Annotated in this window: 20 protein-coding genes; 4 read left to right on the top strand and 16 right to left on the bottom strand. The window is 72.1% G+C overall.

Annotated elements, in window-relative coordinates:
* Positions 1 to 3: 3 nt before the first annotated feature.
* The 8 genes from OG447_RS18290 to OG447_RS18255 form a co-directional block, all read right to left on the bottom strand.
* Positions 4 to 822: an RNA methyltransferase gene (locus OG447_RS18290; protein ID WP_266937837.1), complete on the bottom strand. Its 819-nt coding sequence runs from the start codon at positions 820 to 822 to the stop codon at positions 4 to 6.
* 42 nt (positions 823 to 864) lie between these two features.
* On the bottom strand, positions 865 to 2088 hold the full coding sequence (cobA, locus tag OG447_RS18285; protein WP_266937835.1) for a uroporphyrinogen-III C-methyltransferase: 1224 nt from the start codon (positions 2086 to 2088) through the stop codon (positions 865 to 867).
* A gap of 299 nt (positions 2089 to 2387) precedes the next feature.
* Positions 2388 to 5798: a nicotinate-nucleotide--dimethylbenzimidazole phosphoribosyltransferase gene (gene cobT, locus OG447_RS18280; protein WP_266937834.1), complete on the bottom strand. Its 3411-nt coding sequence runs from the start codon at positions 5796 to 5798 to the stop codon at positions 2388 to 2390.
* 274 nt (positions 5799 to 6072) lie between these two features.
* Positions 6073 to 7278, bottom strand: a complete 1206-nt coding sequence (cbiE, locus tag OG447_RS18275) for a precorrin-6y C5,15-methyltransferase (decarboxylating) subunit CbiE (RefSeq protein WP_266937833.1) — start codon at positions 7276 to 7278, stop codon at positions 6073 to 6075.
* 74 nt (positions 7279 to 7352) lie between these two features.
* A complete protein-coding gene (locus tag OG447_RS18270; protein WP_266937831.1) occupies positions 7353 to 8033 on the bottom strand; it encodes a GNAT family N-acetyltransferase in 681 nt (226 codons plus the stop codon).
* 243 nt (positions 8034 to 8276) lie between these two features.
* A complete protein-coding gene (locus tag OG447_RS18265; protein WP_266937829.1) occupies positions 8277 to 9140 on the bottom strand; it encodes a MetQ/NlpA family ABC transporter substrate-binding protein in 864 nt (287 codons plus the stop codon).
* A 123-nt stretch (positions 9141 to 9263) separates the two neighbouring features.
* The gene (locus OG447_RS18260) at positions 9264 to 9932 is read right to left on the bottom strand and encodes a methionine ABC transporter permease (protein ID WP_266937828.1); all 669 of its coding nucleotides are present in this window, start codon (positions 9930 to 9932) and stop codon (positions 9264 to 9266) included.
* Complete coding sequence (locus OG447_RS18255; protein ID WP_266937827.1) at positions 9929 to 11002, bottom strand: methionine ABC transporter ATP-binding protein; 1074 nt, start codon at positions 11000 to 11002, stop codon at positions 9929 to 9931. Before OG447_RS18255 ends, OG447_RS18260 begins: the two co-directional genes overlap by 4 nt.
* A gap of 599 nt (positions 11003 to 11601) precedes the next feature.
* On the opposite strand from OG447_RS18255, the gene OG447_RS18250 reads away from it, so the two are divergent.
* Positions 11602 to 11970, top strand: a complete 369-nt coding sequence (locus tag OG447_RS18250; protein WP_266937825.1) for a hypothetical protein — start codon at positions 11602 to 11604, stop codon at positions 11968 to 11970.
* A complete protein-coding gene (locus OG447_RS18245; RefSeq protein WP_266937823.1) occupies positions 11963 to 12388 on the top strand; it encodes a hypothetical protein in 426 nt (141 codons plus the stop codon). The genes OG447_RS18250 and OG447_RS18245 overlap by 8 nt, the downstream gene beginning before the upstream one ends.
* A gap of 30 nt (positions 12389 to 12418) precedes the next feature.
* Here OG447_RS18245 and OG447_RS18240 read toward each other — a convergent pair whose 3' ends face one another.
* The 3 genes from OG447_RS18240 to OG447_RS18230 all read right to left on the bottom strand — a co-directional run bounded on the left by OG447_RS18240 (position 12419) and on the right by OG447_RS18230 (position 14773).
* Positions 12419 to 12925 carry a GNAT family N-acetyltransferase gene (locus OG447_RS18240; protein ID WP_266937821.1) on the bottom strand — a complete coding sequence of 169 codons (507 nt, stop codon included), beginning with the start codon at positions 12923 to 12925 and terminating at the stop codon, positions 12419 to 12421.
* 37 nt (positions 12926 to 12962) lie between these two features.
* On the bottom strand, positions 12963 to 13535 hold the full coding sequence (locus tag OG447_RS18235; protein WP_266937820.1) for a sigma-70 family RNA polymerase sigma factor: 573 nt from the start codon (positions 13533 to 13535) through the stop codon (positions 12963 to 12965).
* Positions 13536 to 13609: 74 nt separating this feature from the next.
* Entirely contained in the window at positions 13610 to 14773 is a 1164-nt protein-coding gene (locus tag OG447_RS18230; RefSeq protein ID WP_266937819.1) for a glycerophosphodiester phosphodiesterase, read from the bottom strand.
* 307 nt (positions 14774 to 15080) lie between these two features.
* Between OG447_RS18230 and OG447_RS18225 the strand changes: the two genes are divergently transcribed.
* Positions 15081 to 15710 carry a 1-acyl-sn-glycerol-3-phosphate acyltransferase gene (locus tag OG447_RS18225; RefSeq protein ID WP_266937818.1) on the top strand — a complete coding sequence of 210 codons (630 nt, stop codon included), beginning with the start codon at positions 15081 to 15083 and terminating at the stop codon, positions 15708 to 15710.
* A 4-nt stretch (positions 15711 to 15714) separates the two neighbouring features.
* On the opposite strand, the gene OG447_RS18220 is transcribed toward OG447_RS18225, so the two are convergent.
* The 3 genes from OG447_RS18220 to OG447_RS18210 all read right to left on the bottom strand — a co-directional run bounded on the left by OG447_RS18220 (position 15715) and on the right by OG447_RS18210 (position 19349).
* Complete coding sequence (locus tag OG447_RS18220; RefSeq protein ID WP_266937817.1) at positions 15715 to 17187, bottom strand: membrane-associated oxidoreductase; 1473 nt, start codon at positions 17185 to 17187, stop codon at positions 15715 to 15717.
* Positions 17188 to 17256: 69 nt separating this feature from the next.
* Positions 17257 to 18801 (bottom strand): MFS transporter, encoded by a 1545-nt coding sequence (locus OG447_RS18215; RefSeq protein WP_266937815.1) that lies wholly within the window; start codon positions 18799 to 18801, stop codon positions 17257 to 17259.
* The gene (locus OG447_RS18210; protein WP_266937814.1) at positions 18801 to 19349 is read right to left on the bottom strand and encodes a TetR/AcrR family transcriptional regulator; all 549 of its coding nucleotides are present in this window, start codon (positions 19347 to 19349) and stop codon (positions 18801 to 18803) included. The genes OG447_RS18215 and OG447_RS18210 overlap by 1 nt, the downstream gene beginning before the upstream one ends.
* Positions 19350 to 19438: 89 nt before the next feature.
* Between OG447_RS18210 and OG447_RS18205 the strand changes: the two genes are divergently transcribed.
* Positions 19439 to 19966: an HAD domain-containing protein gene (locus tag OG447_RS18205; protein WP_266937812.1), complete on the top strand. Its 528-nt coding sequence runs from the start codon at positions 19439 to 19441 to the stop codon at positions 19964 to 19966.
* A 73-nt stretch (positions 19967 to 20039) separates the two neighbouring features.
* Here the strand turns inward: OG447_RS18205 and bla are convergent, their stop codons facing one another.
* Both bla and argH read right to left on the bottom strand, forming a co-directional pair.
* Positions 20040 to 20969, bottom strand: a complete 930-nt coding sequence (gene bla / locus OG447_RS18200) for a class A beta-lactamase (protein WP_266938932.1) — start codon at positions 20967 to 20969, stop codon at positions 20040 to 20042.
* A gap of 88 nt (positions 20970 to 21057) precedes the next feature.
* Positions 21058 to 22485, bottom strand: a complete 1428-nt coding sequence (gene argH / locus OG447_RS18195; RefSeq protein WP_266937810.1) for an argininosuccinate lyase — start codon at positions 22483 to 22485, stop codon at positions 21058 to 21060.
* Positions 22486 to 22542: the final 57 nt, after the last annotated feature.

Raw genomic sequence — 22542 nt, 5'->3', positions numbered from 1 at the left:
GCCCTAGCTGGTTTCGCGGCCCTGGGCCACCGCGTAGAAGGCGACGGCCGCGGCCGCGCCCACGTTCAGCGAGTCCACGCCGTGCGCCATGGGGATCCGTACCCACTCGTCGGCGGCGACCAGCGCCTGCGTGGACAGGCCGTCGCCCTCGGCCCCGAGCATCAGCGCGACCCGCTCCAGGGACTGCGGCGCGGCCACGTCGATCGGCGAGGCCTTCTGGTGCGGGGTGAGGGCGAGCAGCTTGAAGCCCGCCTCACGGACCGAGTCCAGCCCCTTGGGCCAGGCGTCGAGGCGTGCGTAGGGGACGGAGAAGACCGCGCCCATCGAGACCTTCACGGAACGGCGGTAGAGCGGGTCCGCGCAGTCCGGCGACAGCAGCACCGCGTCCATGCCGAGGGCGGCGGCGCTGCGGAAGATGGCCCCGATGTTGGTGTGGTCGTTGACCGCTTCCATGATGACCACGCGCCGGGTGGTGGCGAGCAGTTCCTCGGCCGTAGGCAGCGGCTTGCGCTGCATGGAGGCGAGGGCTCCGCGGTGCACGTGGTAGCCGGTGACGCGTTCGGCGAGCTCCGGGGTGACTGCGTAGACGGGGGCCGGGAGTTCGTCGATGACGTCGCGCATGACGTCGACCCACTTGGCGGAGAGCAGCATGGAGCGCATCTCGTACCCGGCGTCCTTGGCGCGTCTGATGACCTTCTCGCCCTCGGCGATGAACAGGCCTTCGGCGGGCTCGCGCCGGCGCCGCAGTTCGACGTCGGTCAGGCCCGTGTAGTCGCGCAGGCGCGGGTCGTCGGGGTCCTCGACGGTGATGAGATCAGCCACAGGGTGATACTGCCTTGTCCTGGGTGTGGTGCCAACGGCCTGTCAGGCGCTGGTCGTGGGGGAAGTCGTGTTGACCGTGACGACCTCGCCGATGACGATCACCGCGGGCGGGCGGACCTCCTCGGCGCGGACCGTCTCGCCGACCGTGGCCAGGGTGGCGTCCACCCGGCGCTGGGTGGCGGTGGTGCCCTCCTGGACGACCGCGACCGGGGTGTCGGCGGCGCGGCCGTGGCGGACCAGGGCCTCGGCGATCAGGCCGATCTTGTCGACGCCCATCAGGATCACCAGGGTGCCGGTGAGCTTGGCGAGGGAGGCCCAGTCCACGAGGGACCGCGGGTCGTCGGGGCCGACGTGCCCGCTGACCACGGTGAACTCGTGCGCCACACCGCGGTGGGTGACGGGGATGCCGACGGCTCCGGGCACCGAGATGGAGCTGGAGATGCCGGGGACGACCGTGCAGGGGATCCCGGCCTCGGCAAGTGCCTGGAGCTCCTCCATGCCGCGGCCGAAGACGTACGGGTCCCCGCCCTTGAGCCGGACCACTGCCTTGCCCGCCTGGGCGTGCTCGATCAGCGCGTTGTTGATGGCCTCCTGGGCCATGAACCGGCCGTACGGGATCTTCGCCGCGTCGATGACCTCCACGTGCGGCGGGAGCTCGTCGAGCAGGTCGCGGGGGCCGAGCCGGTCGGCGATGACGACGTCGGCCTCGGCGAGGAGGCGGCGGCCGCGCACGGTGATGAGGTCGGGGTCGCCGGGGCCGCCACCGACGAGGGAGACACCGGGGGTGTGGGGGCGGGCCGCGGTGAGGGAGCCGTCGCGCAGCCCCTCGACGACAGCGTCCCGGACGGCGGCGGAGCGGCGGGGGTCGTTGCCGCTGAGCACGGCGACGGTGACGCCCTCCACGCGGCCGGTGGCCGGGGTCCAGGCGGTGGCGACCTCGGCGTCGTCGGCCCGGACGCACCAGATCCGCTCGCGCTCGGCTTCGGCGGAGGCACGGTCGTTGGCCTCGCGGTCCCGGGTGGCGACGAGCGCGTACCAGGCACCGGCGAGGTCGCCGTCCTCGTAGCGGCGGCGCTCCCAGCGGATCTCACCGGTCTCGGCCATGGCGTCCACGGAGGGGGTCGAGGAGGGCGAGACGAGCAGGACGTCGGCGCCGGCCGCGATGAGCGCGGGCAGACGCCGCTGGGCGACCTGGCCACCGCCGATGACGACGACGCGGCGGCCGGCGAGTCTGAGGCCGACGGGGTACGCGGGGTGTTCAGCCATGGCGGTGCGGCTCCTGGTGCGGCGGTCGTCGTTCTGGCTTGCCGCTGCGGCGTTGGAGCGGCGGTGTGCGTGTGCAGGGCGGGGTTGACGTGCGGGTTCTTGTGCGGGTCCACCATACGGCGCGGGCCGGGCGGGGGCGCGGGGCGGGCCCTGCGGGCGGCCTTCCCCGACCCGCCCCTTCCCGAAACTGGGGCTCCGCCCCAGACCCCGCTCCTCAAACGCCGGAGGGGCTGAGTGTTCCAGCCTCGCCGGCGTTTGAGGAGCGGGGGTCCGGGGGCGGAGCCCCCGGCAACGGCGGGCTACTTCTCCGTGACGCCTGCGGCGTCGAAGGTGGCGACCTCGTGCATCGCGCGGGCCGCGCTCTGGACGAGCGGGAGGGCCAGCAGCGCGCCCGTGCCCTCGCCGAGGCGGAGATCCAGGTCGACCAGCGGGCGCAGGCCGAGCTTGTTCAGGGCCGCCACGTGGCCCGGCTCCGCGCTGCGGTGGCCCGCGATGCACGCCGACAGGGACTCCGGGGCGATGGCGCGGGCCACCAGCGCGGCCGCGCCGGCGCTGACGCCGTCCAGGATGACCGGCGTACGGAGCGAGGCTCCGCCGAGGAGGAGCCCGACGATCGCCGCGTGCTCCAGGCCTCCGATGGCCGCGAGGACGCCGATCGGGTCCGCCGGGTCCGGCTGGTGGAGTTCCAGGGCGCGGCGTACGACCTCGACCTTGCGGGCGTGGGTCTCATCGTTGATGCCGGTGCCGCGGCCGGTGACCTCCGCCGGGTCGACCCCGGTGAAGACCGAGATGAGGGCCGCGGAGACCGTGGTGTTCGCGATGCCCATCTCACCGGTGAGCAGGGCCTTGTTGCCGGCCGCCACCAGGTCGCGGGCCGTCTCGATGCCGACCTCGATGGCCTGGACCGCTTCCTCGCGGGTCATCGCCGGACCGGTGGAGAGGTCTGCCGTGCCCGGGCGGACCTTGCGGGGCAGGAGGCCCGGCGTGGCCGGGAGGTCGCCCGCGACGCCCACGTCGATGACGCAGACCTCGGCTCCGACCTGGTTGGCGAAGGCGTTGCAGACCGCCCCGCCGCCCAGGAAGTTGGCCACCATCTGCAGGGTGACCTCCTGGGGCCACGGCGTGACGCCCTGGGCGTGCACCCCGTGGTCACCGGCGAAGATCGCGACGGCGGCGGGCTCCGGGATCGGCGGCGGGCAGACCCGGGAGAGGCCGCTGAGCTGGGCCGAGATGATCTCGAGCATGCCCAGGGCCCCGGCGGGCTTGGTCATGCGCTTCTGCCGCTCCCAGGCCTCGCCGAGCGCCTTCGCGTCGAGCGGGCGGATGCTGGCGACCGTCTCGGAGAGCAGGTCGTGCGGCTCCTCGCCGGGCAGTGCGCGGCGGCCGTAGGTCTCCTCGTGGACCACCCAGGCGAGCGGACGGCGCTGCGACCAGCCGGCCTGGGCGAGCTCGGGCTCCTCCGGGAACTCGTCGACGTACCCGACGCACAGGTACGCGACGACCTCCAGGTGCTCCGGCAGGCCGAGCTCGCGGACCATCTCGCGCTCGTCGAAGAAGCTGACCCAGCCGACGCCGAGGCCTTCGGCGCGGGCGGCGAGCCAGAGGTTCTCCACGGCGAGGGCCGAGGAGTACGGGGCCATCTGCGGCTGGGTGTGGCGGCCGAGGGTGTGGCGCCCGCCCCGGGTGGGGTCGGCGGTGACGACGATGTTCACCGGGGTGTCGAGGATGGCCTCGATCTTGAGTTCCTTGAACTGCTTCGCCCGTCCCTTGGGCAGCGACTTGGCGTAGGCCTCGCGCTGGCGCTGGGCGAGCTCGTGCATCGTGCGGCGGGTCTCGGCCGATCGGATGACGACGAAGTCCCAGGGCTGCGAATGGCCGACGCTGGGGGCGGTGTGGGCCGCCTCCAGGACGCGGAGCAGCACCTCGTGCGGGATGGGGTCGGTACGGAAGCCCTTGCGGATGTCACGGCGCTCGCGCATGACGCGCAGGACGGCCTCGCGCTCGGCGTCGGCGTAGCCGGGGGCCGGGTCGCCTGCGGCGGGCTCGGTCTGCTCGGCCGCCTCGGGCAGGGCTTCGGCGGGCACCTCGGCCGCGAGGGGCTCGGCTGCGGGCTCCGCCTCGGCGAGGAGCGGCTCGGCGGCGTCGGCGTCAGCTTCGGCTTCGGCTTCCGCTTCGGACGCTGCGGCCGGCTGCTCGGGCTCGGCCACGAGGGGCTCGGGCTGCTGCTCGGGCTGAGGCTCCGGCTGCGCGGGCACCGGCTCAGCGGCTTCGGCCGCTGCGGCGGGCAGGGCTTCGGCGGGCGCCTCGGCCTCGACCGGCTCGGCCGCCACGGGCGGGGCTTCGACCGGCCCGGCCTCCACCGGCTCGGCCGCGACGGGCTCGGCGGCTTCGGCCGCCACGGGGGCGGGCTCGGCCTCCCCGGGGGCCGGGGCGACCGCCTCGGGCTCCGCTTCGGCGGGCACCGGCTCGGCGGCTTCGGCCGCCACGGGCTGCGCCGGTTCGGCGGGAGCGGCCTCGGCCGGTTCGGCCGCCACGGGCTGCGGCTGCTGCTCGAACACCGGCTCCGCGGGAACCGGCGCGAAGGGCTCGGCCGCCTCGGGTCCCGGCTGCACGGCTTCGGCCACCACGGGCACGGGCTCTGCATGCACGGGCTCGGCCTGGACCGGCTCCGCCTGCGCGGGCTGCACGGGCTCGACCGGTACAGGCTCGGCCTGGACCGGTTCCGGCTGGACGGGCTCCGGCTGCGCGGCCTGGGCCACGGCTTCCGCCAGGGCCGGCTCGGGCTGCACCAGGAGCGGATCCGGTCCGGCCGCGAACGGCACGGGCGCGGGTGCCCCGGCGGCCACGGGACCGGCTTCGAGCCCGGTCACCGGGGTGGTGGAGTACGGCTCCGGCGCCCACGGTTCCCCGGCCTGTGGCGGGACCTCGCCCGGCTGGGGCGCGGCGGCCGCGGCGGCCTCGGCCCGCGGGATGTCGAGGTATTCGGGACCGGTGGTGGGCGGCCCCGCCTGGCGGAGGGGGATCGGCTCCGCCGGGGTGCTCAACGCCGAGGTGGCGGTGGCGCCCTGAGCCGGAGCCATGCCCTGAGCCATGACCGGAGCCGCTGCGGGAGCCGCGGCCGGACCGCGGTCCGCGAGGGAGCGTACGACTCCGCCGGTGGCCTCGGGCACGGGCGGACCCATGTGCAGCGGGCGGCGGGGCTGGGCGGCCGCGGGGCCCGTCGGCGCGGCCGGGGCCGCCTGCGGCGGGACGACCAGACCACCGAGGTCGAGCGCGCCGGAGTCACGGCCGCCCGCCTCGTGGGCGCCGGCCGTGTAGGAGACGTCGGGGAAGGCCTGCTGCGGGAAGCCGGGGAAGGCGGCGGGCTCGGCGAACGCGGCGGGTTCGGCGTACGCGGCCGGGGCCTCGGGGTACGCGGACTCGGCGCCGTAGGGCGCGTCGGCGTAGTGCGGGAGCTCGCCCAGCGGGGGCTCGACCGGGAAGACGGGGGCGGGCGGGACGATCTGTGGGTCGCTCCAGGCACCCTGGCTGCTCGGCATCAGCAGCAGTTCCTCGTCCTCGGGCTCGGCCGGGTCGTCCACGAGGTCCTGGAAGGCGTAGCCGGCCGGGAGCGGCGGCGGGACCTGGACGGGAGCGGGGATGCCCTGCTGAGCCACCATGCCCGCGTTGTCCGGGTGACCCTCGCCCGGGACCTGGCCGGTGTCAGTCATGCGTACCCCTCGCCCATCGGTGTTGCCTCTTCGATCGCCCGGCGCCCACGAGGCCGCCGAGCGGAGTTGCCGTGCGGGGTTGCCGTGAAGCGCCTTCGCCTCGCATGCGCCCGCACGACAACCACTAAGCATTGTCGCGCCCGTCAGCCACCGTGGCGGCCATTACCGACACGGTCTGCTGTGGACTGCGCCACGTCGCACGGCCCGGCGGTGTCGCGATGCCCGAAACGTCCGCGGCGGTACGACGATCGGCCAGCCTACCCCGGCCCTCGTATCAGCGGGTCAGGGGGCGTTCGGCGGCCAGCAGGAACACGACGGAACGGTCCTGTTCGGCCCAGGTGCGGGTGTCGAGGTCCACGGACTGGAGCAGGGCGCACTCGACGGCGTACCCGTGTTCGGTGAGGGCGCGGCCGATGGCCTCCGCCTCGTCGCGCGTGGAGGCGTGGCTGACGATCCGTTCGGGGCGGCGGTCGGCGACGGCGGCGACGACCTCGGCTCCCCCGCCGGCGACGCGTACGACGTCGGGCTCGGGCAGGTTCTCCAGTACGTGCGGGGCGCGGCCGGCGACGACCTGGAGCTGCACTCCGCGCTTGCGGGCGGCGGCCGTTACCCGTTCGCAGGCGTGCGCGTCGGCGTCCACCGCGATGACGGCGGCACCGAAGGCCGCGGCGTCCACGGCGAACGCGCCGGAGCCGGAGCCGATGTCCCAGACGAGGTCGCCGGTGCGGGGGCCGAGCCGGGCGAGCTGTGCGGCGCGCAGGTGCGCGGCCTCGCCCTCGCCGCCCGGGTCGGGGCGCGGCCTCGCCCAGCCGCGTCCGGCCGCGTGGGCCGGGCCCTGTCCGAGCAGCCAGCCCGCGTCGGCGGTGGCGGTCTGTCCGCCACCGCCGATGACGATGACGACGTTCGGGTCGCGCCAGCTGTGGTCGGCTGCCTTGTCGGAGGTGAGGACGCTCACCTGTTCCCGGTCGGTGCCGAGTTCCTCGCAGATGACGAAGGTGCGGTGGACTCCGTCGAGGAGCAGGGCGAGTTCGGCGGGGCCGGCGCCGGGTGAGGTGAGGACGGCGACCTTGCTGTGGGCGCGGCAGACGTTGACGGCTCGGCGCAGGGTGCGGGGGTGGGCGACGACGACCTGGGCGTCGTCCCAGGGCATTCCGGCGCGGGCGAAGGCGGCGGCCACGGAGGAGACGGCGGGGACGACTTCGACCTCGAGGCCGTGTTCGGGGGCGCGCAGGGTGCGTACGACGCCGAAGAAGCCGGGGTCCCCGTCGGCGAGGACGACGGCGGTGCCGCGGTGGCCGGCGATGCGGCGGGCGGCGAGGCCCAGGCTGCCGAGGCGGATGCGTTCGGCGGTGGGCGGGACTTCGGGGAGCGCGAGGTGGTGGGCCGCGCCGGCCACCAGGGTGGCGGCGGAGAGTGCGGACCGGGCGGCCGCGGTCAGGGGTGAGCCGTCCCAGCCGATCACCGTGACCCGGTCGGCCATCGTCGTCAGTCTCCTGGGGTGGGGGCAGGCGGGGCTTCGTCAGGGGGGCACGGTGAGACTACCTGGTCATCGGTTCAGTTCCGGTCGGCGCCGACGGCGTAGCCGTTCGCGTCGGCCCGCTGTCCGTAGGAGTACTCGTCCTCGTAGTCGTCGTAGCCGTCGTAGCCGGGGCCGTCTTCGAGGTCCTCGGGGACGAGGCTCCAGACGATGAGGTCGGTACGGGTGTCGGTCCAGGTGCCGTCGGGCGTCTGGGCGCGCACTATCCACGCGTTGCGCAGCACGCCTTCGCTGATGCAGCCGATCTTCTGGGCCACCTGCTGGGAGGCGGTGTTGTCGGCGGCGGTGCGCAGTTCGAGGCGTTCGAAGCCCTGGTCGCGGAAGAGCCACCGGGCAACGGCGAGTACGGACTCGCTGGCGTAGCCCTCGCCGCGGGCCCAGGGGGCGGTGACGTAGGCGGCCTCGGTGGAGCGGGTGCGCCAGTTGGTGTTCTGGAGGTGGACGACTCCGACGAGGCGCTGGGTGAGGAACTCGTTGACGGCGAAGACGATGCCGCGGCCCTCGGTGCGTTCGGCGTGGGCCCCCCGGGTGACCCAGCGGTGGGCGTGGGCGTGGGTGTAGGGGTGGGGGGCGCTGGTCCAGGCGGTGACGTGCTCGTCGTTCATCATCTCGGTGAGCGCGGTGACGTCCTCCTCCTCGAAGGGGCGCAGCACCAGCCGGTCCGTGCTGATGGTGACGTCCGGGAAGGTGGTAGTCATGCGCAGCTCCAAGCCTGGGACCGTGGTGCGACCGTGATGCGAGGCGACCGTGGTGCGGGACCGTTCGTGCGGGGCCGTCCCTGCGGGTCGTAGGCCACAGCATGCAGCATCGGCCGCGGGATGTGCATGGCCGGGTTGCCCGGAAGCGGGCAGAGCGCGGCCCCGCGCGCCGACGGGGGCGTGCGGGGCCGTACGGAGGGTCGTGCGAGGGCCGGTGGACCCGCGGGGGGCGGGTCCGGTGGCTCAGGAGGCGGGGGTGCCGAAGGCCGCGGTGACCGAGCCCTGGTACTTCTCCTCGATGAACTTCTTGACGTCGTCGGAGTTCAGGAGCTTGGCGAGCTTCTGGATCCGCGGGTCGTCCTGGTTGCCGTCCTTGACCGCGAGGAAGTTGGCGTAGGGGTTGCCCTCGGCCTTCTCCAGGATCAGCGCGTCCTTGGCGGGCGAGAGCTTGGCCTCGAGGGCGTAATTGCCGTTGATGACGGCGGCGTCCACGTCGTTCAGGGCGCGCGGGACCGTGGCGGCCTCCAGCTCCTTGAACTCCAGGCCCTTCTTGTCGGTGATGTCGGACAGCTTGGCGCTGGTGCCGACGCCTTCCTTGAGGGTGATCAGGTTGTTCGCGGCCAGCAGCTGGAGCGCGCGGCCCTCGTTGGTGGTGTCGTTGGGGACGGCGATGGTCTGGCCGGCCTTGATGTCGGTGAGGGCCTTGACCTTCTTGGAGTAGAGGCCGAGGGGCTCCAGGTGCACGTTCACGACGGGCACGATGGTGGTGCCGTTCTTCTTGTTGAAGTCGTCGAGGTACGGCTTGTGCTGGAAGTAGTTGGCGTCGACCTGGCCCTGCTGGGTCGCGGTGTTCGGCAGGACGTAGTCCGTGAACTCCTTGACCTCGAGCTTGAGGCCCTCCTTCGCCGCGAGCTTGTCCTTGACGAAGTTCAGGATGTCGGCGTGCGGGCTCGGGGAGGCCGCGATGACCAGCGGCTTGCTCTCGTCGGCCTTGCCGCCGTCGGCCTTGGCGGAGGACGGGTCCGAGGAGCTGCCGCAGGCGCTGAGGCCGAGGACGAGCGCGGACGCGGTGGCGGCGAGGGCGGTGAGCTTGATGTTCTTACGCACGAAGAGTGCCTTTCTTGCTGAACAAGTCCCTGAGACTTGCTGGTGGTGGCCCAAGCACGACAAGTGCGGGCTCTGCTGGTGGGGAAATCTGGGGAAATTTGGAGGAAGGCCGGCCGGGCCGGTTCAGGCGGTCCGGCCGCGGCGGGCGAGGAGGCGGACCACGCCGTCGCCGATCAGCTGGATCACCGTGACGATCACGACGAGGACCACGACGGTGGCGACCATGAAGCCGGTCTCGAAGCGCTGGAAGCCGTAGGTGATGGCCTTGGAGCCGAGTCCTTCGCCGCCGACGGCGCCGGCCATGGCGGAGTAGCCGACCAGGGTGATGACGGTGGTGGTCACGCCGGCGACCAGGGAGGGCAGGGCCTGCGGGAGGAGCACCTTGCCGACGAGGGTGGGGACGGAGCCGCCCATGGACTCGACGGCCTCGACCAGGCCGTGGTCCACCTCGCGGACGGCGGTCTCGACCAGCCGGGCGAAGAAGGGGATGGCGCCGATCGCGAGCGGGACGATCATGGCGGTGGGGCCGATGAAGGTGCCGACGACCGCGGTGGTGACCGGGATCAGGAAGATCAGCAGGATGATGAACGGCAGCGAGCGGCCTATGTTCACGATCACGCCGAGGACCTTGTTGAGCGGCTGGTTCTGCAGCAGGCCGCCCTTGTCGGTGAGGACCAGCAGGATGCCGATGGGCAGTCCGCCGAGGACGGTCACCAGGGTGGACCACAGCACCATGTAGAGGGTGTCGTAGGTGCCCTGGCTGAGCAGGGGCTGCATCTCGGACCAGGTCACTTGGCACCATCCTTGACCAGCGCGGCGATTTCGGTGTCGATGTCGTCGACGAGGTCGGCGGGGTCCGCGCCGTCGACGACGTCGACCTGGAGGCCCTGCTCGCGCAGGAAGCCGACGGGGACGACGTTCTCCTCGTAGCGGCCGGGAAGCTCGATGCGCATCCGGCCGATCTGCTTGCCCGCGACGGTGTCCATGGCGGCGCCGAGGATCGAGATGTCGATGTTGTACGTCCGCGACAGCTGGGAGATGACCGGCTGGGTGGCGGCGTCCCCGTGGAAGGTGACGTCGAGGACCGTGTGGTCGGGGCCGGTGGCGGAGCCGCTGACCGGGAAGAGCTCGCCGGCGAGCTCCGAGCCGGGGGTGGCGAGCAGTTCGGCGACCGTACCGGCCTCGATGATCCGGCCGTTCTTCATCAGCGCGGCCGAGTCGCAGACGGACTTGACCACGTCCATCTCGTGCGTGATGAGCAGGACGGTCAGGCCGAGCTGCTGGTTCAGGTCGCGCAGCAGTTGGAGGATGGAGCGGGTGGTCTCGGGGTCCAGGGCGCTGGTGGCCTCGTCGGAGAGCAGCACCTTGGGGTCGCCGGCCAGGGCGCGGGCGATGCCGACGCGCTGCTTCTGGCCGCCGGAGAGCTGGGCGGGGTAGGCCTTGGCCTTGTCGGCGAGGCCTACGAGGTCCAGGAGTTCCAGGGCCTTGCGGGAGCGTTCACGTCCGGAGACCCCGAGGATCTCCAGAGGCAGCTCGATGTTGCTCTGGACGGTGCGCGAGGACAGCAGGTTGAAGTGCTGGAAGACCATGCCGATTCGGCTGCGGGCCTCGCGGAGCTCCTTGCCGGCGCGCCGGCCTCGGCCGGCGAGGGCGGTGAGGTCGACTCCGTCGACGGTCACGGTGCCGGTGGTGGGGCGCTCCAGCAGGTTCACGCAGCGGATCAGGGAGGACTTGCCGGCGCCGCTCTGGCCGATGACTCCGTAGACCTCGCCCTCGCGGACGTGGAGATCGACGCCGTCCAGGGCGGTGACCTCGCGGCCACGGGACTGGTAGACCTTCGTGAGGCCCGATGTGGTGATCACAGGATTTCCGTCGCTGTCGAGTGCACGGCGCAGCGGGTGCCGGGCACGGGGCAAACATCTGGGGACGCGGTACGGGTCACAGCCGTCATGCCGTGCGGAACGGGTTCGGTGACGACGGCGACGCGTGCGCGGGGCAGGAGCAGGTCCGCACCGCTGGGCAGCTGGTGACGGAGAGGCTCGGCAAGGTCTCGCTTCGGGGCGCGAGGCGCATGGAAAGGGGCCCTCAGAAGGCGCACATTCGACACATACAACGAGCACCGGGCGTCATCGTCGCCTCGGTCGCAAGGGTGCGGCTGCTCGTCGTGGTCATGGGCCCAAGTAAAGCAGACCAGGTCCCTCACCGATCAATGCTGTCCGTATATCGGACACATAGCGACCGTATTCCGGACGCCTCCGGTACCCCGTCAGCCGTCCCTCCCGATCACCGGACCGGTGTCGGTGACCTGCACGGACACGGCCGGGAGTGCCGTACGACCACATCCGCGGCGAGCCCGGCCGAGGGGTGCGCTGTGGTCAAGACCACGGTTCGCACGCAGGCCGCCGACAGGAGAGCCAGGGGTGCGCGCATCGGGTCTTTCGGCCCGTAATACCCTCGCAGCATGCTCGATGCCCTGACGGTCGCCATCGGCGTGGCCGCACTCGCCCTCGCCGCCTGGTGCGGCCATGCCACCTGGCGGGACCAGCCGACCAAGGACTGGCACTTCATCGGCATGGCCGTGGTGACGCTGCTGGTGCTGGCCCAGCTGGTGGTCGGGGTGGTCAAGCTGGCCCAGGGCGGGAAGCCCGACGAGGGCACGGTGATCTTCGTGGCCTACCTGCTGGGCGCCCTCGTGGCGATCCCGGGTGCCGCGCTGCTCTCGCTGACCGAGCGGACCAAGTGGGGCTCGGCGACGGTGGCCGCGGCCGCCGTCGTCCTCGCGGTCCTCGAAGTGCGGCTCTACGACATCTGGGGAACGACCGGTGCCTGACACGACGACCGACACTTCCGCGACTCCCGCCGGGCGCAAGCGGCTGGTCTCGGGTCCCGGGCTGCTGCTGGTCTGGCTGTACGGGGTGATGGTGGTGGGTGCGGTGTCACGCTCCGCCTACCAGATCTCCACCGAGTTCGGCCGGGCGCCGCTGGCGTACGGGCTGTCCGCGGCGGCCGCGCTGGCCTACGCCTTCATCACGTACTCGCTGGTGCGCGGCGGGGAGCGGGCCCGCAAGGCGGCGCTGTTCTGCTGCGCCGCCGAGCTGACCGGCGTACTGGTCGTGGGCACCTGGACCCTGCTGCGCCCCGAGGCCTTCCCCGACGCGACCGTGTGGTCCGAGTTCGGGATGGGCTACCTGTTCATCCCGGTGATCCTTCCGATCACCGGGATGATCTGGCTGCGCGCCAAGCGCTGAACGCGGGACGCACGCGCCGGGCGCCGGGCGTTACGCGCTGACGGCGAACTCGGTCGGGTCCTTGGCGTCCTTCTCCAGGATCACCAGCTGCACGCCGTCGGAGGCCGTGCGGCCACCGACCTTCGTGTAGCCCGCCTTCCGGTACAGCCTCAGGTTGGACTCGCTCTTGTGCCCGGTGTGCAGGCGGAAGCGGGTGGTCTCGGCGTGCCCCGCGAGGGCTTCCTCGACGGCGCGCAGCAGCCGGGCGCCGAGTCCGTGACCCTGGAGGCGCGGGTGGACGCAGAGCTTGGCGATCTTGCCGGTGCCGTCCTCGTCGACGCTGCCGCGCACGGTGCCCACGACCTCGTCGCCGAGGCGGGCCACGAGCACGGTGTCCGTCGCGAGCTCCGCCTTGAGGGAGTCCAGGGACTGGGTGAGCGGCTGGATCAGGTAGTTGCCGTACAGCTCGGCCTCGCGCTGGAACGCCAGGTACTGCAGTTTGAAGATCTGCTCAGCGTCCTCGGCAGCCGCCGCCGAAATGGTCACGCTCATGCCCATGTGCGCATGCCTCCCGCTCACCTGGTGGCCCGTTGGTCTACCGCTCCTTTCCCCGCAGGCCAGGAGCTGCAACCTCTGCAGCCAGCATTCTGCGCAGACATCCCAGGCAACGGGAACGGACGGGCCCCAAACTTCCTTGTGAGATACCCAACTCTCCTGCGATTTCACGGTAAGTGAGGTCTCTGGGCGAAAGAAGTGCCTTCATCAGCTCCGGGCAGCGTCCCGGCAACCGGGCGACCGCCGACCGCAGCGCCCGCTTCTCCTCACCGTGCAGGAGGGCGTCCTCCGGTTCGGCGGCGCCGCCTCCGTGGGCGGCGCCGGGCCGACGCTGGCCGTCCGCGGAGGGATGGCGGTGGTCGTAGGCCACCTCCCGGCGGGCGAGGCGCCGGGCGAGGCGGGCCTCGGCGCGCACCGCCCGCCGCAGCCAGCGGGCGGGCTCCGCCGGGTCGGCGGCGTCGGGGGTGCGCCCGTGGCCTTCCAGCAGCCTGACCCAGACGGCTTGTTCCAGGTCGGCCGCGTCCACTCCGGCGCCCGGGGCCTCCGCGGCCGCCTCGGCGGAGAGCAGCGGGCCCAGTTCGTTCACGAGGTCGGGGTCCTTCAGCAGGTCCATGCCGGGCGGGACGCGGGGGCCGTGCCCGGCGGTTTCTCCACCGGGCTCCGGACACCTGTACGACGGGCCACCCGCTACGGGTTGACGGGGCGACGGCCCGGACGGAAGGCCTCCGCCGCGAGCAGTCCGGTGTCCGGGTTGTCGGTGAAGATGCCGTCGATGCCCTGTTCGAAGTAGGTGCGGAAGGCTGCGAAGGCGTCGCCGTACGCGGCCGGATCCGTGCCCTTGCGGAAGTCGGCGGGCAGGAAGCTGTTCTCGTTGCGCGCGGTGTAGGGGTGCAGCACCAGCCCGCGGGCGTGGGCGTCCTTCACCAGCGTGGTCGGCGTACCGAGCCGGCCCGCGGCGTCGCGCGGGATGACCAGGTCCATCGTCGGGCCGATGCCCTGGGCGAAGCCGGCGATCCACTTCAGGCCCTCGGGCGTGACCAGGTCCGCGACCGTACGCGGGTCCTTGGCCTGTTCGAAGTCCCAGGGGCGGGTGTTCGCGGCGGAGAGCAGGACCACGCGCGGAACGGAGACCAGCCGGGCGAGCCGCTGCATGCTGGAGGGTTCGAAGGACTGGAGGAAGACGGCCGAGTCGCGGCGGTCGCGTCCGTAGCGGCGCAGGAGCTTGGCGAGGGGCTCTTCCAGGCCGAGGCCCAAGGCGCGGAAGTAGCTGGGGTGCTTGGTCTCCACGTGCAGCCAGACCTGCTTGTCGCGCCGGCGACTCTCCCGGTTGGCCCAGCGCAGGACCTCTTCGAAGGTGGGCACAGCCCACTGGCCGTCGTAGAGGGTGTTCCGCTGCCGGACGGCGGGGATACGTTCCTTCGCGCGCAGGGTCTTCAGCTCGGCAAGGGTGAAGTCCTCGGTGAACCAGCCGGTGACGGAGACCCCGTCGATCGATTTGGTGGTGCGCCGGGAGGCGAACTCGGGGTGGTCGGCGACGTCGGTGGTCCCGCCGATCTCGTTCTCGTGGCGGCACACCAGATGGCCGTCCCGGGTCGGGACCAGGTCCTGTTCGATGACGTCGGCGCCGAGGTCGAGCGCGAGCTGGTAGGAGCCGAGGGTGTGCTCCGGCCGGTATCCGCTGGCGCCGCGGTGGCCGATCACCGTCGGGACGGGGAGGTCCCGGAACCCGCCTCCCCCGCGCCCGCTCTCCGCCGCCGAGGCGGATCCCGCCGAGAGTCCGGCGATGCCCGCGCCCGCCGCCAAGGCGGCCGCCCCCAGGACCGTGCGCCGTGCTGCCCCACCCTGCGTCATGAGTGCCACTCCTCATTCTGAAGGGGTCAGGGACCCTGGGATCTCGGATGTCCCGGCGTCTCGCGGCCCCGATTCGGCGTGGTGATCGTAGGCCCCTGCCCGTGTCCGGTACGTGAGACGACGGGGAACATGGCGGAAACACACGTCAACACTGCGTATCCGACACGTGAACCCGATGTGCGATCAGACCTGACCCGCGAGTATCGTCCTCACCTGCACTACCGGTGTAGTGCAAAACCCGCTTTTCGATGCCGGAGGGCTCACGTTGTTCCGTACCGCGCTCATCAAAGCCACTGTCGGACCGGTCATGCGCATGATGTTCCGCACCCGCGTAGAGGGCATCGAGAACATTCCGGGCAGCGGGCCGGTGATCCTGGCGGGCAACCACCTCACCTTCATCGACTCCATGATCCTCCCGCTGGTCTGCGACCGTACGGTCCACTTCATCGGCAAGGACGAGTACGTGACGGGCAAGGGGCTCAAGGGCCGTCTGATGGCGTGGTTCTTCACGGGCTCGGGAATGATCCCCGTGGACCGGGACGGGGCCAACGGCGGGGTCGCGGCCCTGATGACCGGCCGCCGGATCCTCGAAGAGGGCAAGATCTTCGGCATCTACCCCGAGGGCACCCGCTCCCCCGACGGCCGGCTCTACCGCGGCCGCACCGGCATCGCCCGCCTGACCCTGATGACGGGCGCCCCGGTGATCCCGTTCGCGATGATCGGCACCGACAAGCTCCAGCCCGGCGGCGCGGGCATGCCGCGCCCGGGCCGGGTCACCGTCCGCTTCGGCGAGCCGATGGAGTTCTCCCGCTACGAGGGCATGGACCGCGACCGCTACGTGCTGCGCGCCGTCACCGACTCGGTGATGGCCGAGGTCATGCGCCTCTCGGGCCAGGAGTACGTCGACATGTACGCCACCAAGGCCAAGGCGGCCTGACCCGCTACTGCCGCTGGAGGGACCGGCTGACACCCGCCGCCGTCGTGGTGGCGAGGATCCAGCCGGTCACGATCAGCAGGTACGACAGCCACTGGTGCCAGCCGCTCGGCGCGTAGGCGGACTCCTGGCCGAAGCTGATGATCGGCACCAGCAGGTCGATCGTGTAGAACACCGGATTGAAGTCCGGGGCCTCGCCCGGCTTCAGGGGCCGCGGCGGATCCATCCCGTACGCGATCGCCCCGGTCAGCAGCAGGGCCAGCAGCCAGCCGAGCGCCCGCAGCGGCCGGAAGCCGTATCCGACGGTGACGTCCTGGAGCTTCCCCCACACCCGGGCGGGCCGGGGCAGGGTGCGGCGGTGCCGGCGCAGCTTGGCGAGCTGTACGGTCCGGGCGGCGGCCTCGTCGCCCGCCGTACGGTAGGACGCCGCGAGCTGTTCGTAGGTGAACGGCAGATAGCCCGACTCCCCCTGCTCCAGGACGGGCAGCCGCTCCTCGGCGGGCAGGTGCGGGCCGAGGGCGCGGTAGACCGTGCCGTCGATGCGGAGCTGGTCCGGCCAGTCGCAGGACAGCATGTGCAGCAGGTCGAACTGGGAGCGCCGCAGGTTCACCACGCCCTGGACCTGGCCGCAGGGCGGCAGCCACACCTCGCCGATCGCACAGCTGGTGGCGCGCAGCGCCAGTGCGCCGGGGCTGGTGAGGGTGGCGCGGACGAGGTTGAGGCGGCCCGGGATCCGCGAGCCGGAGAGGTTGACCAGGCCCTGGGCTTCCATCCGCTCGGCCCGCAGGTCGGTGCCGACGGTGAGGTTCTCGCCGTGCAGGGCGGTGCCGCCGGGGGCGTGGAGACGGGCGCCGTCGAGGTTGATCTGGCCTCCGACGACCGCGCCGTTGACGCGGGTCTGGCCGTGTACGGTCAGCCCGAAGGCGATGATGTCGGTGCCGATGGTGGCGTGGTTGAGCTGGAGCGGCGCTTCGCCGGCCAGTTCGCCCTCGACCGGGCCGATCACGGCGTCCTGGAGGAAGAGACCGCCTGATATCTGGGCCCCCGCGAGGCGCACCGGGCCGCTGATCCGGCAGCAGGACATCCGCAGCACGACCTCGACGCGGACGGTGGACGCGGTCAGGCCCGGCAAGGACGAATCGGTGAGGACGAGTGCGCGTAACCGTGCCCCGTAGAGCCCTGGTTTGCGTTCGAACCAGCAGCCGCGCATCCGCATCGGGACGTCGATCGCGGCGTACTTGAGGTCCAGTTTCCCGGTGACCTTCGCGCCCTTGATCTTGAGGCCGGCGACTTGGCCGGCCACGCTGGGTCCGCTCAGCAGCAGCGCCATGAGCACCCCGGCGCGCACGGTGCGCTCCGGTCCCCAGGAGGCGCCGTCGGCCGCATCCTCGTCGGGACTTTCCCGGAAGTCGACGCCTTCCCCGCGCGGGAAGGCCTCCCAGACGCGGCGTTCCGCCGGGGTAAGATCGTTTGTCTCCATCGCCGGGATGGTGTCCCGCGGTTCCGCGAGCTGTCAACTCCTGGCGGGACACCGCCTCCTGGCGGGACGTCAGTGCTCGATGCCGTCCTGGAGCCGCTGTCCCCTGAGCAGGAACCAGGCGGCCGCGGCGGTGGCCAGCAGGACGGCCGCACCGACGCCGGAGGCCAGCCGCAGCCCGTCCACGAAGGCCTCCTGGGCCGCGCCCACCATCTGCCCGGCGGTGTGCGGATCCAGCGCCTTGGCGGCCTCCACGGCCCCGCCGAGGGATTCGTGCGCGGCGTCCGCGACGGGCGCGGGGACCGAGGCGGGGGCGGTGAAGCCCTGGTAGACGCCGGTGACGACGGAGCCGAGCAGGGCGATGCCGAGGGCGGCGCCGAGTTCGTACGCCGTCTCGGAGACGGCCGAGGCCGAACCGGCCTGCTCCTTGGGGACGCTGGAGAGGATCACGTCGGCGGTGACGGTGAAGGAGAACCCGGCGCCGAGGCCGACGATGAGCAGGGAGGCGCCGAGCAGCGGGTAGGCGGTCTCCTTGTGGATCAGGGTGAGCACGGCCAGGGCCAGGCCGATGGCGGCGAGGCCGCCGGCGACGACCGACCGCACGGAGTACCTGCGGGCGTACCGGCCCGCGACGAGTCCGGTGACCACCGCGCCGATGGCGGCGGGCAGTTCGGCCAGGCCGGCCTCCAGAGGATCGCGGCCCTGGACGAGCTGGAGGAACTGGGAGAGGAAGAAGACCAGCCCGGAGAGGCCGAAGACGGTGAGCAGGTCGGCGAGGACCGCGCCGGAGAAGCCGCGGTGCTTGAAGAGCCGCATGTCGAGCAGCGGGGACGGCAGGCTGAACTGGCGGCGGACGAAGGCGTACAGGCATCCCCCGCCGAGTACGGCTGCGGCCCAGACGCCCCAGGTCAGGCCGTGGGTGGCGACTTCCTTGACGGCGTAGACCACACCGATGACGCCGACCAGGGAGAGGGCGACGCTGAACAGGTCCCAGGGGCCAGCGACGGGGTTCTTGGACTCGGGCAGCAGCTTGATGCCGACGAGGACCAGCGCGGCCATGACGGGCAGGTTGATGAGGAAGACCGAACCCCACCAGAAGTGCTGGAGCAGGGCTCCGCCGACGACGGGTCCGACGGCCGCGCCGGCCGAGGCGGTGGCGCCCCAGATGCCGATGGCGAGGCTGCGCTCCTTGGCGTCGTGGAAGATGTTTCGGATCAGCGCGAGGGTGGACGGCATCAGGGTCGCGCCGGCCACGCCGAGCAGGGCCCGGGCGACGATCATCATCTCGGGGCTGGTCGCGTAGGCGTTCAGGACCGAGACGGCGCCGAACGCGGTGGCGCCGACGAGGAGCAGCTTCTTGCGGCCGATGCGGTCGCCGAGGGAGCCCATGGAGACGAGCAGGCCGGCGATGACGAAGGAGTAGATGTCGCCGATCCACAGCAGCTGGGTGCCGGACGGTTTGAGGTCCTCGCTGAGGGCCGGGGTGGCGAGACCGAGCACGGTGGCGTCCACCGCGACCAGCAGAACGGCCAGGACGAGCACGGAGAGCGCCAGCCAGCGCCCGGGGCTCTTGGCCTCCGTCGCCTTCAGCCGGTTCAGCTCTTCGGTACGGCTCATCACTCCACGCTCCGTCTTGCGCCACCGAGCAGCAGCTCGGTGATCATGTACTGGAAGTCCTTGGCGGCGACCCGGCCGTCCATGACGGCCCAGGCGCAGGTGCCGATGAGGCCGTAGAGGGCCTCGGTGAGCCAGGCGGGGCTCAGGTCGATCCGGATGTCGCCCTCGTTCTGGCCGCGCCGGAAGAGCGCGCCGACCCGGGCGTCGAGCCGGGACCAGCCCTCGTGGACCTGGTCGCCCTCGAAGAGCTGGTTCTCGGTGACGAGGAAGGCCAGCAGCGGGGCGTTCGGCTCCGCCTCGGCGACAAGCCGCTTCAGCGCCTCGACCGCCGTGCCCTCTTCGAGCCGGGCGTTGTCGAAGGCCACCTCGAACTCGCGGATGCCGAGTTCTTCGAGGGCCCGTACGAGGGCGTCGCGCCCGGCGAAGTGCCGGTGGAGGGTCGCGCGGCCGATGCCGGCGGCGCGGGCGACCTCGTCCATCGTGGCGGTCGATTTGCGGGAGAGCAGGGCCGCCGCGTCGCGGAGCACCTGGTCACGATCCATGGCCATGAGACAAGCATACCCCGAATGAGACGACCACGTCTCATTCGAACGGAAAACGGGCTGCCGAGCGCCACCCGGAGAGGAATCCTGCCGAGATGAAGCCGACGAAACCGCTGCTGCTGATCGACGTCGACGGACCGCTGAACCCCTACGCGGCCAAGCCCCAGCGCCGCCCCGAGGGCTACACCACCCACCGGATGCGCCCGACGGGCTGGACGGGGGCCGAGAGCGCCAAGCCCCTGCGGGTCTGGCTGAACCACGGCCACGGAGCGGAGCTGCTCGCGCTGGCGGAAGCCTACGAACTGGTCTGGGCCACCACGTGGAAGGACGAGGCCAACGACTGGATAGGCCCGCACCTGGGCCTGCCGAGGCTGCCGTACATCGACTGGCCGGTGATGCACGGGCGCGCGCCGCGCGGGACCTTCTGGAAGACCCAGTACGTCCTGGAGTACGCGGCCGGCCGGCCCTTCGCCTGGATCGACGACGACATCACGGCCATGGACCGGGAGTACGTCGAGCAGCGCCACCCCGCGCACGCCCTGCTGATGTACGTCGACGAGCGGATCGGGCTGACCCGGGCGGACTTCGACGCGCTGGCGCGCTGGGCGGCGTGGGCGGCGTAAGGCGGCGTGGGGTGGCGTAGGACGGGCCCCGCCACGGCGTCGGCGTGGCGGGGCCCGGAGTCCTCGGGCCGGATCAGGTGAGGGCCGAGGCCAGCAGCCGGGCGGTCTTGGCGACGAGCACGCTGTCCCTGGGACCGGCCGGCGAGCCCGGCTTGGTCGTCAGGACCGCCATCACGATCGGAGTGCCGTCCGGCGGCCACACCGCGCCCACGTCGTTGGCCACCCCGTACTGGTGCCCGCCACCGGTCTTGTCCGCCAGGATCCAGTCCGCGGGAAGGCCGGCCTTGAACCGTTCGGTGTTCGTCGTGTTGGCGATCAGCCAGCCGGTCAGCATCCGCCCGTCCCGGGGCGCCAGCGCATCGCCGAGGAGCAGGCGCGCGTAGGTCTTGCCGATGGCCCGGGGGCTGGTGGTGTCCGTCACCCGCCCCGGTTCCGCCGAGTTGAGTTCGGGTTCGTAGCGGTCCAGCCGGGTGACGCGGTCCCCGAGCGAGCGGCTGAAACGGGTGATCGCCGTGGGGCCGCCCAGTTCTTCGAGGAGCAGGTTGGCGGCGGCGTTGTCGCTCAGGCTGACGGAAGCGGCGCACAGGGCCTCGACCGTCATGCCGTTGGCCACGTTCTCGGGCTTGCCGGTCTCCGGGCCGAACTCCGACTTGTTGACGTACTCCTGCGTGTAGTGGATCCGCTTGGCGAGGAACTCGCCGTCCTCGTCGAGGTCGCGCAGCACGGCCGCGGCGGCGAGCCCCTTGAAGACCGAACAGATCGGGAACCGCTCGTCCGCGCGGTACACCACCGTCCTGCCCGTGCCCGTGTGGCGGGCGAACACGCCCAGCCGGGCGGAGTGCTCCCGCTCCAGCTCCGCCAGCCGCCGGGTCACCGCGGCCTCGGGCCCGGCGGCGTGCGCCCGCCCTCCGGCGGCCGTGGCCAGGCCGGTGAACAGCACGGTCCCCGTGCCGAGTGCCAGTAACGCGCGCCGGGACGGACCGGCTCCTGAGGTGTCCACCATCGTCTCCTCGTCTCCCGTGATCAGGTCACCGTCCAACACGCTCCTCGCGGGCCGGACGGTTCCCTGCTCACGGGGACTGCGGAGCCGTCTACTGCTTGTGGGCGGCCCAGGCGTGCTGGATCACCAGGTCGGCCTTCAGCTCGGTGAGCTGGACCGCGACCGCCGAGGGGGCGGTGCCGCCGCGGCCGTTGCGGGAGGCAAGTGCGCCCTTGACGTTGAGGACGGTGCGGACCTCGGGGGTCAGGTGCTCGGAGATCTTCGCGAACTGGTCGTCCGTCAGCTCGTCGAGTTCGATCCCGAAGGCCTCGCACTCCTTCACGCACTCGCCGGCCACCTCGTGCGCGACGCGGAACGGCACGCCCTGCTTGACCAGCCACTCGGCGATGTCGGTGGCGAGCGAGAAGCCGGCCGGAGCGAGCTCCTCCATCCGCTCCCGGTGGACCGTGAGCGTGGCCATCATCCCGGTGAAGGCGGGCAGCAGGACCTCAAGGGTGTCGCAGGAGTCGAAGACCGGCTCCTTGTCCTCCTGGAGGTCCCGGTTGTACGCCAGCGGCAGCGCCTTGAGCGTGGCGAGCAGGCCCGTCAGGTTGCCGATGAGCCGGCCCGACTTGCCGCGCGCCAGCTCCGCGATGTCCGGGTTCTTCTTCTGCGGCATGATCGACGACCCGGTGGAGAAGGCGTCGTGCAGGGTCACGAAGGAGAACTCCTTCGTGTTCCAGATGATGATCTCCTCCGCGATCCGGGACAGGTTGATCCCGATCATCGCGGTGACGAAGGCGAACTCGGCGACGAAGTCGCGCGAGGCCGTGCCGTCGATGGAGTTGCCGACCGAGCCCCGCTCGAAGCCCAGGTCGGCGGCGACCGCCTCCGGGTCCAGGCCCAGCGAGGAACCGGCCAGGGCGCCCGAGCCGTACGGGGAGACCGCGGTCCGGGTGTCCCACTGCCGCAGCCGCTCCGCATCCCGGGACAGGGACTGCACGTGGGCCAGTACGTGGTGGGCGAAGAGCACCGGCTGCGCGTGCTGGAGGTGGGTCCGGCCGGGCATGGCCACGTCGTGGTGGGTCTCGGCGAGGCCGACCAACGCGTCCTGGAGGTCCGCGATCAGGCCGCCGATGATCCGGGCGTGGTCGCGCAGGTACATCCGGAAGAGGGTGGCCACCTGGTCGTTGCGGGACCGGCCGGCGCGCAGCTTGCCGCCGAGGTCGGCGCCGAGGCGCTCCAGCAGGCCCCGCTCCAGGGCGGTGTGGACGTCCTCGTCGGCGATGGTGCCGGTGAAGGAGCCGTCGGCCACGTCGGCCTCCAGCTGGTCCAGGCCGGCGATCATGCGGTCGAGTTCCTCGGCCGTGAGCAGGCCCGCCTTGTGGAGCACGCGGGCGTGGGCGCGCGAGCCGGCGATGTCGTAGGGCGCGAGGCGCCAGTCGAAGTGGACGGACGCCGACAGCAGGGCCAGCGCCTCCGAAGGGCCGTCGGCGAACCGTCCGCCCCAGAGCCGGACGTCACCGTTGTTGCTGCTCACAGCTACTGCTCCTCAAGACTGCATGACTTTGGATGTGCAACGGCCTCCCCGCCGCGG

The sequence above is a fragment of the Streptomyces sp. NBC_01408 genome, from assembly GCF_026340255.1.
GTDB lineage: Bacteria > Actinomycetota > Actinomycetes > Streptomycetales > Streptomycetaceae > Streptomyces.
This window is presented reverse-complemented; position numbering and strand designations above follow the sequence as displayed.

Bases quoted from the DNA above. Each gene is read 5' to 3' on its own strand.
- cobA (WP_266937835.1), bottom strand. From the start codon at position 2,088: ATGGCTGAACACCCCGCGTACCCCGTCGGCCTCAGACTCGCCGGCCGC.
- cobT (WP_266937834.1), bottom strand. From the start codon at position 5,798: ATGACTGACACCGGCCAGGTCCCGGGCGAGGGTCACCCGGACAACGCG.
- cbiE (WP_266937833.1), bottom strand. From the start codon at position 7,278: ATGGCCGACCGGGTCACGGTGATCGGCTGGGACGGCTCACCCCTGACC.
- OG447_RS18270 (WP_266937831.1), bottom strand. From the start codon at position 8,033: ATGACTACCACCTTCCCGGACGTCACCATCAGCACGGACCGGCTGGTG.
- OG447_RS18250 (WP_266937825.1), top strand. From the start codon at position 11,602: ATGCTCGATGCCCTGACGGTCGCCATCGGCGTGGCCGCACTCGCCCTC.
- OG447_RS18240 (WP_266937821.1), bottom strand. From the start codon at position 12,925: ATGGGCATGAGCGTGACCATTTCGGCGGCGGCTGCCGAGGACGCTGAG.
- OG447_RS18235 (WP_266937820.1), bottom strand. From the start codon at position 13,535: ATGGACCTGCTGAAGGACCCCGACCTCGTGAACGAACTGGGCCCGCTG.
- OG447_RS18230 (WP_266937819.1), bottom strand. From the start codon at position 14,773: ATGACGCAGGGTGGGGCAGCACGGCGCACGGTCCTGGGGGCGGCCGCC.
- OG447_RS18225 (WP_266937818.1), top strand. From the start codon at position 15,081: ATGCGCATGATGTTCCGCACCCGCGTAGAGGGCATCGAGAACATTCCG.
- OG447_RS18220 (WP_266937817.1), bottom strand. From the start codon at position 17,187: ATGGAGACAAACGATCTTACCCCGGCGGAACGCCGCGTCTGGGAGGCC.
- OG447_RS18215 (WP_266937815.1), bottom strand. From the start codon at position 18,801: ATGAGCCGTACCGAAGAGCTGAACCGGCTGAAGGCGACGGAGGCCAAG.
- OG447_RS18210 (WP_266937814.1), bottom strand. From the start codon at position 19,349: ATGGCCATGGATCGTGACCAGGTGCTCCGCGACGCGGCGGCCCTGCTC.
- OG447_RS18205 (WP_266937812.1), top strand. From the start codon at position 19,439: ATGAAGCCGACGAAACCGCTGCTGCTGATCGACGTCGACGGACCGCTG.
- bla (WP_266938932.1), bottom strand. From the start codon at position 20,969: ATGGTGGACACCTCAGGAGCCGGTCCGTCCCGGCGCGCGTTACTGGCA.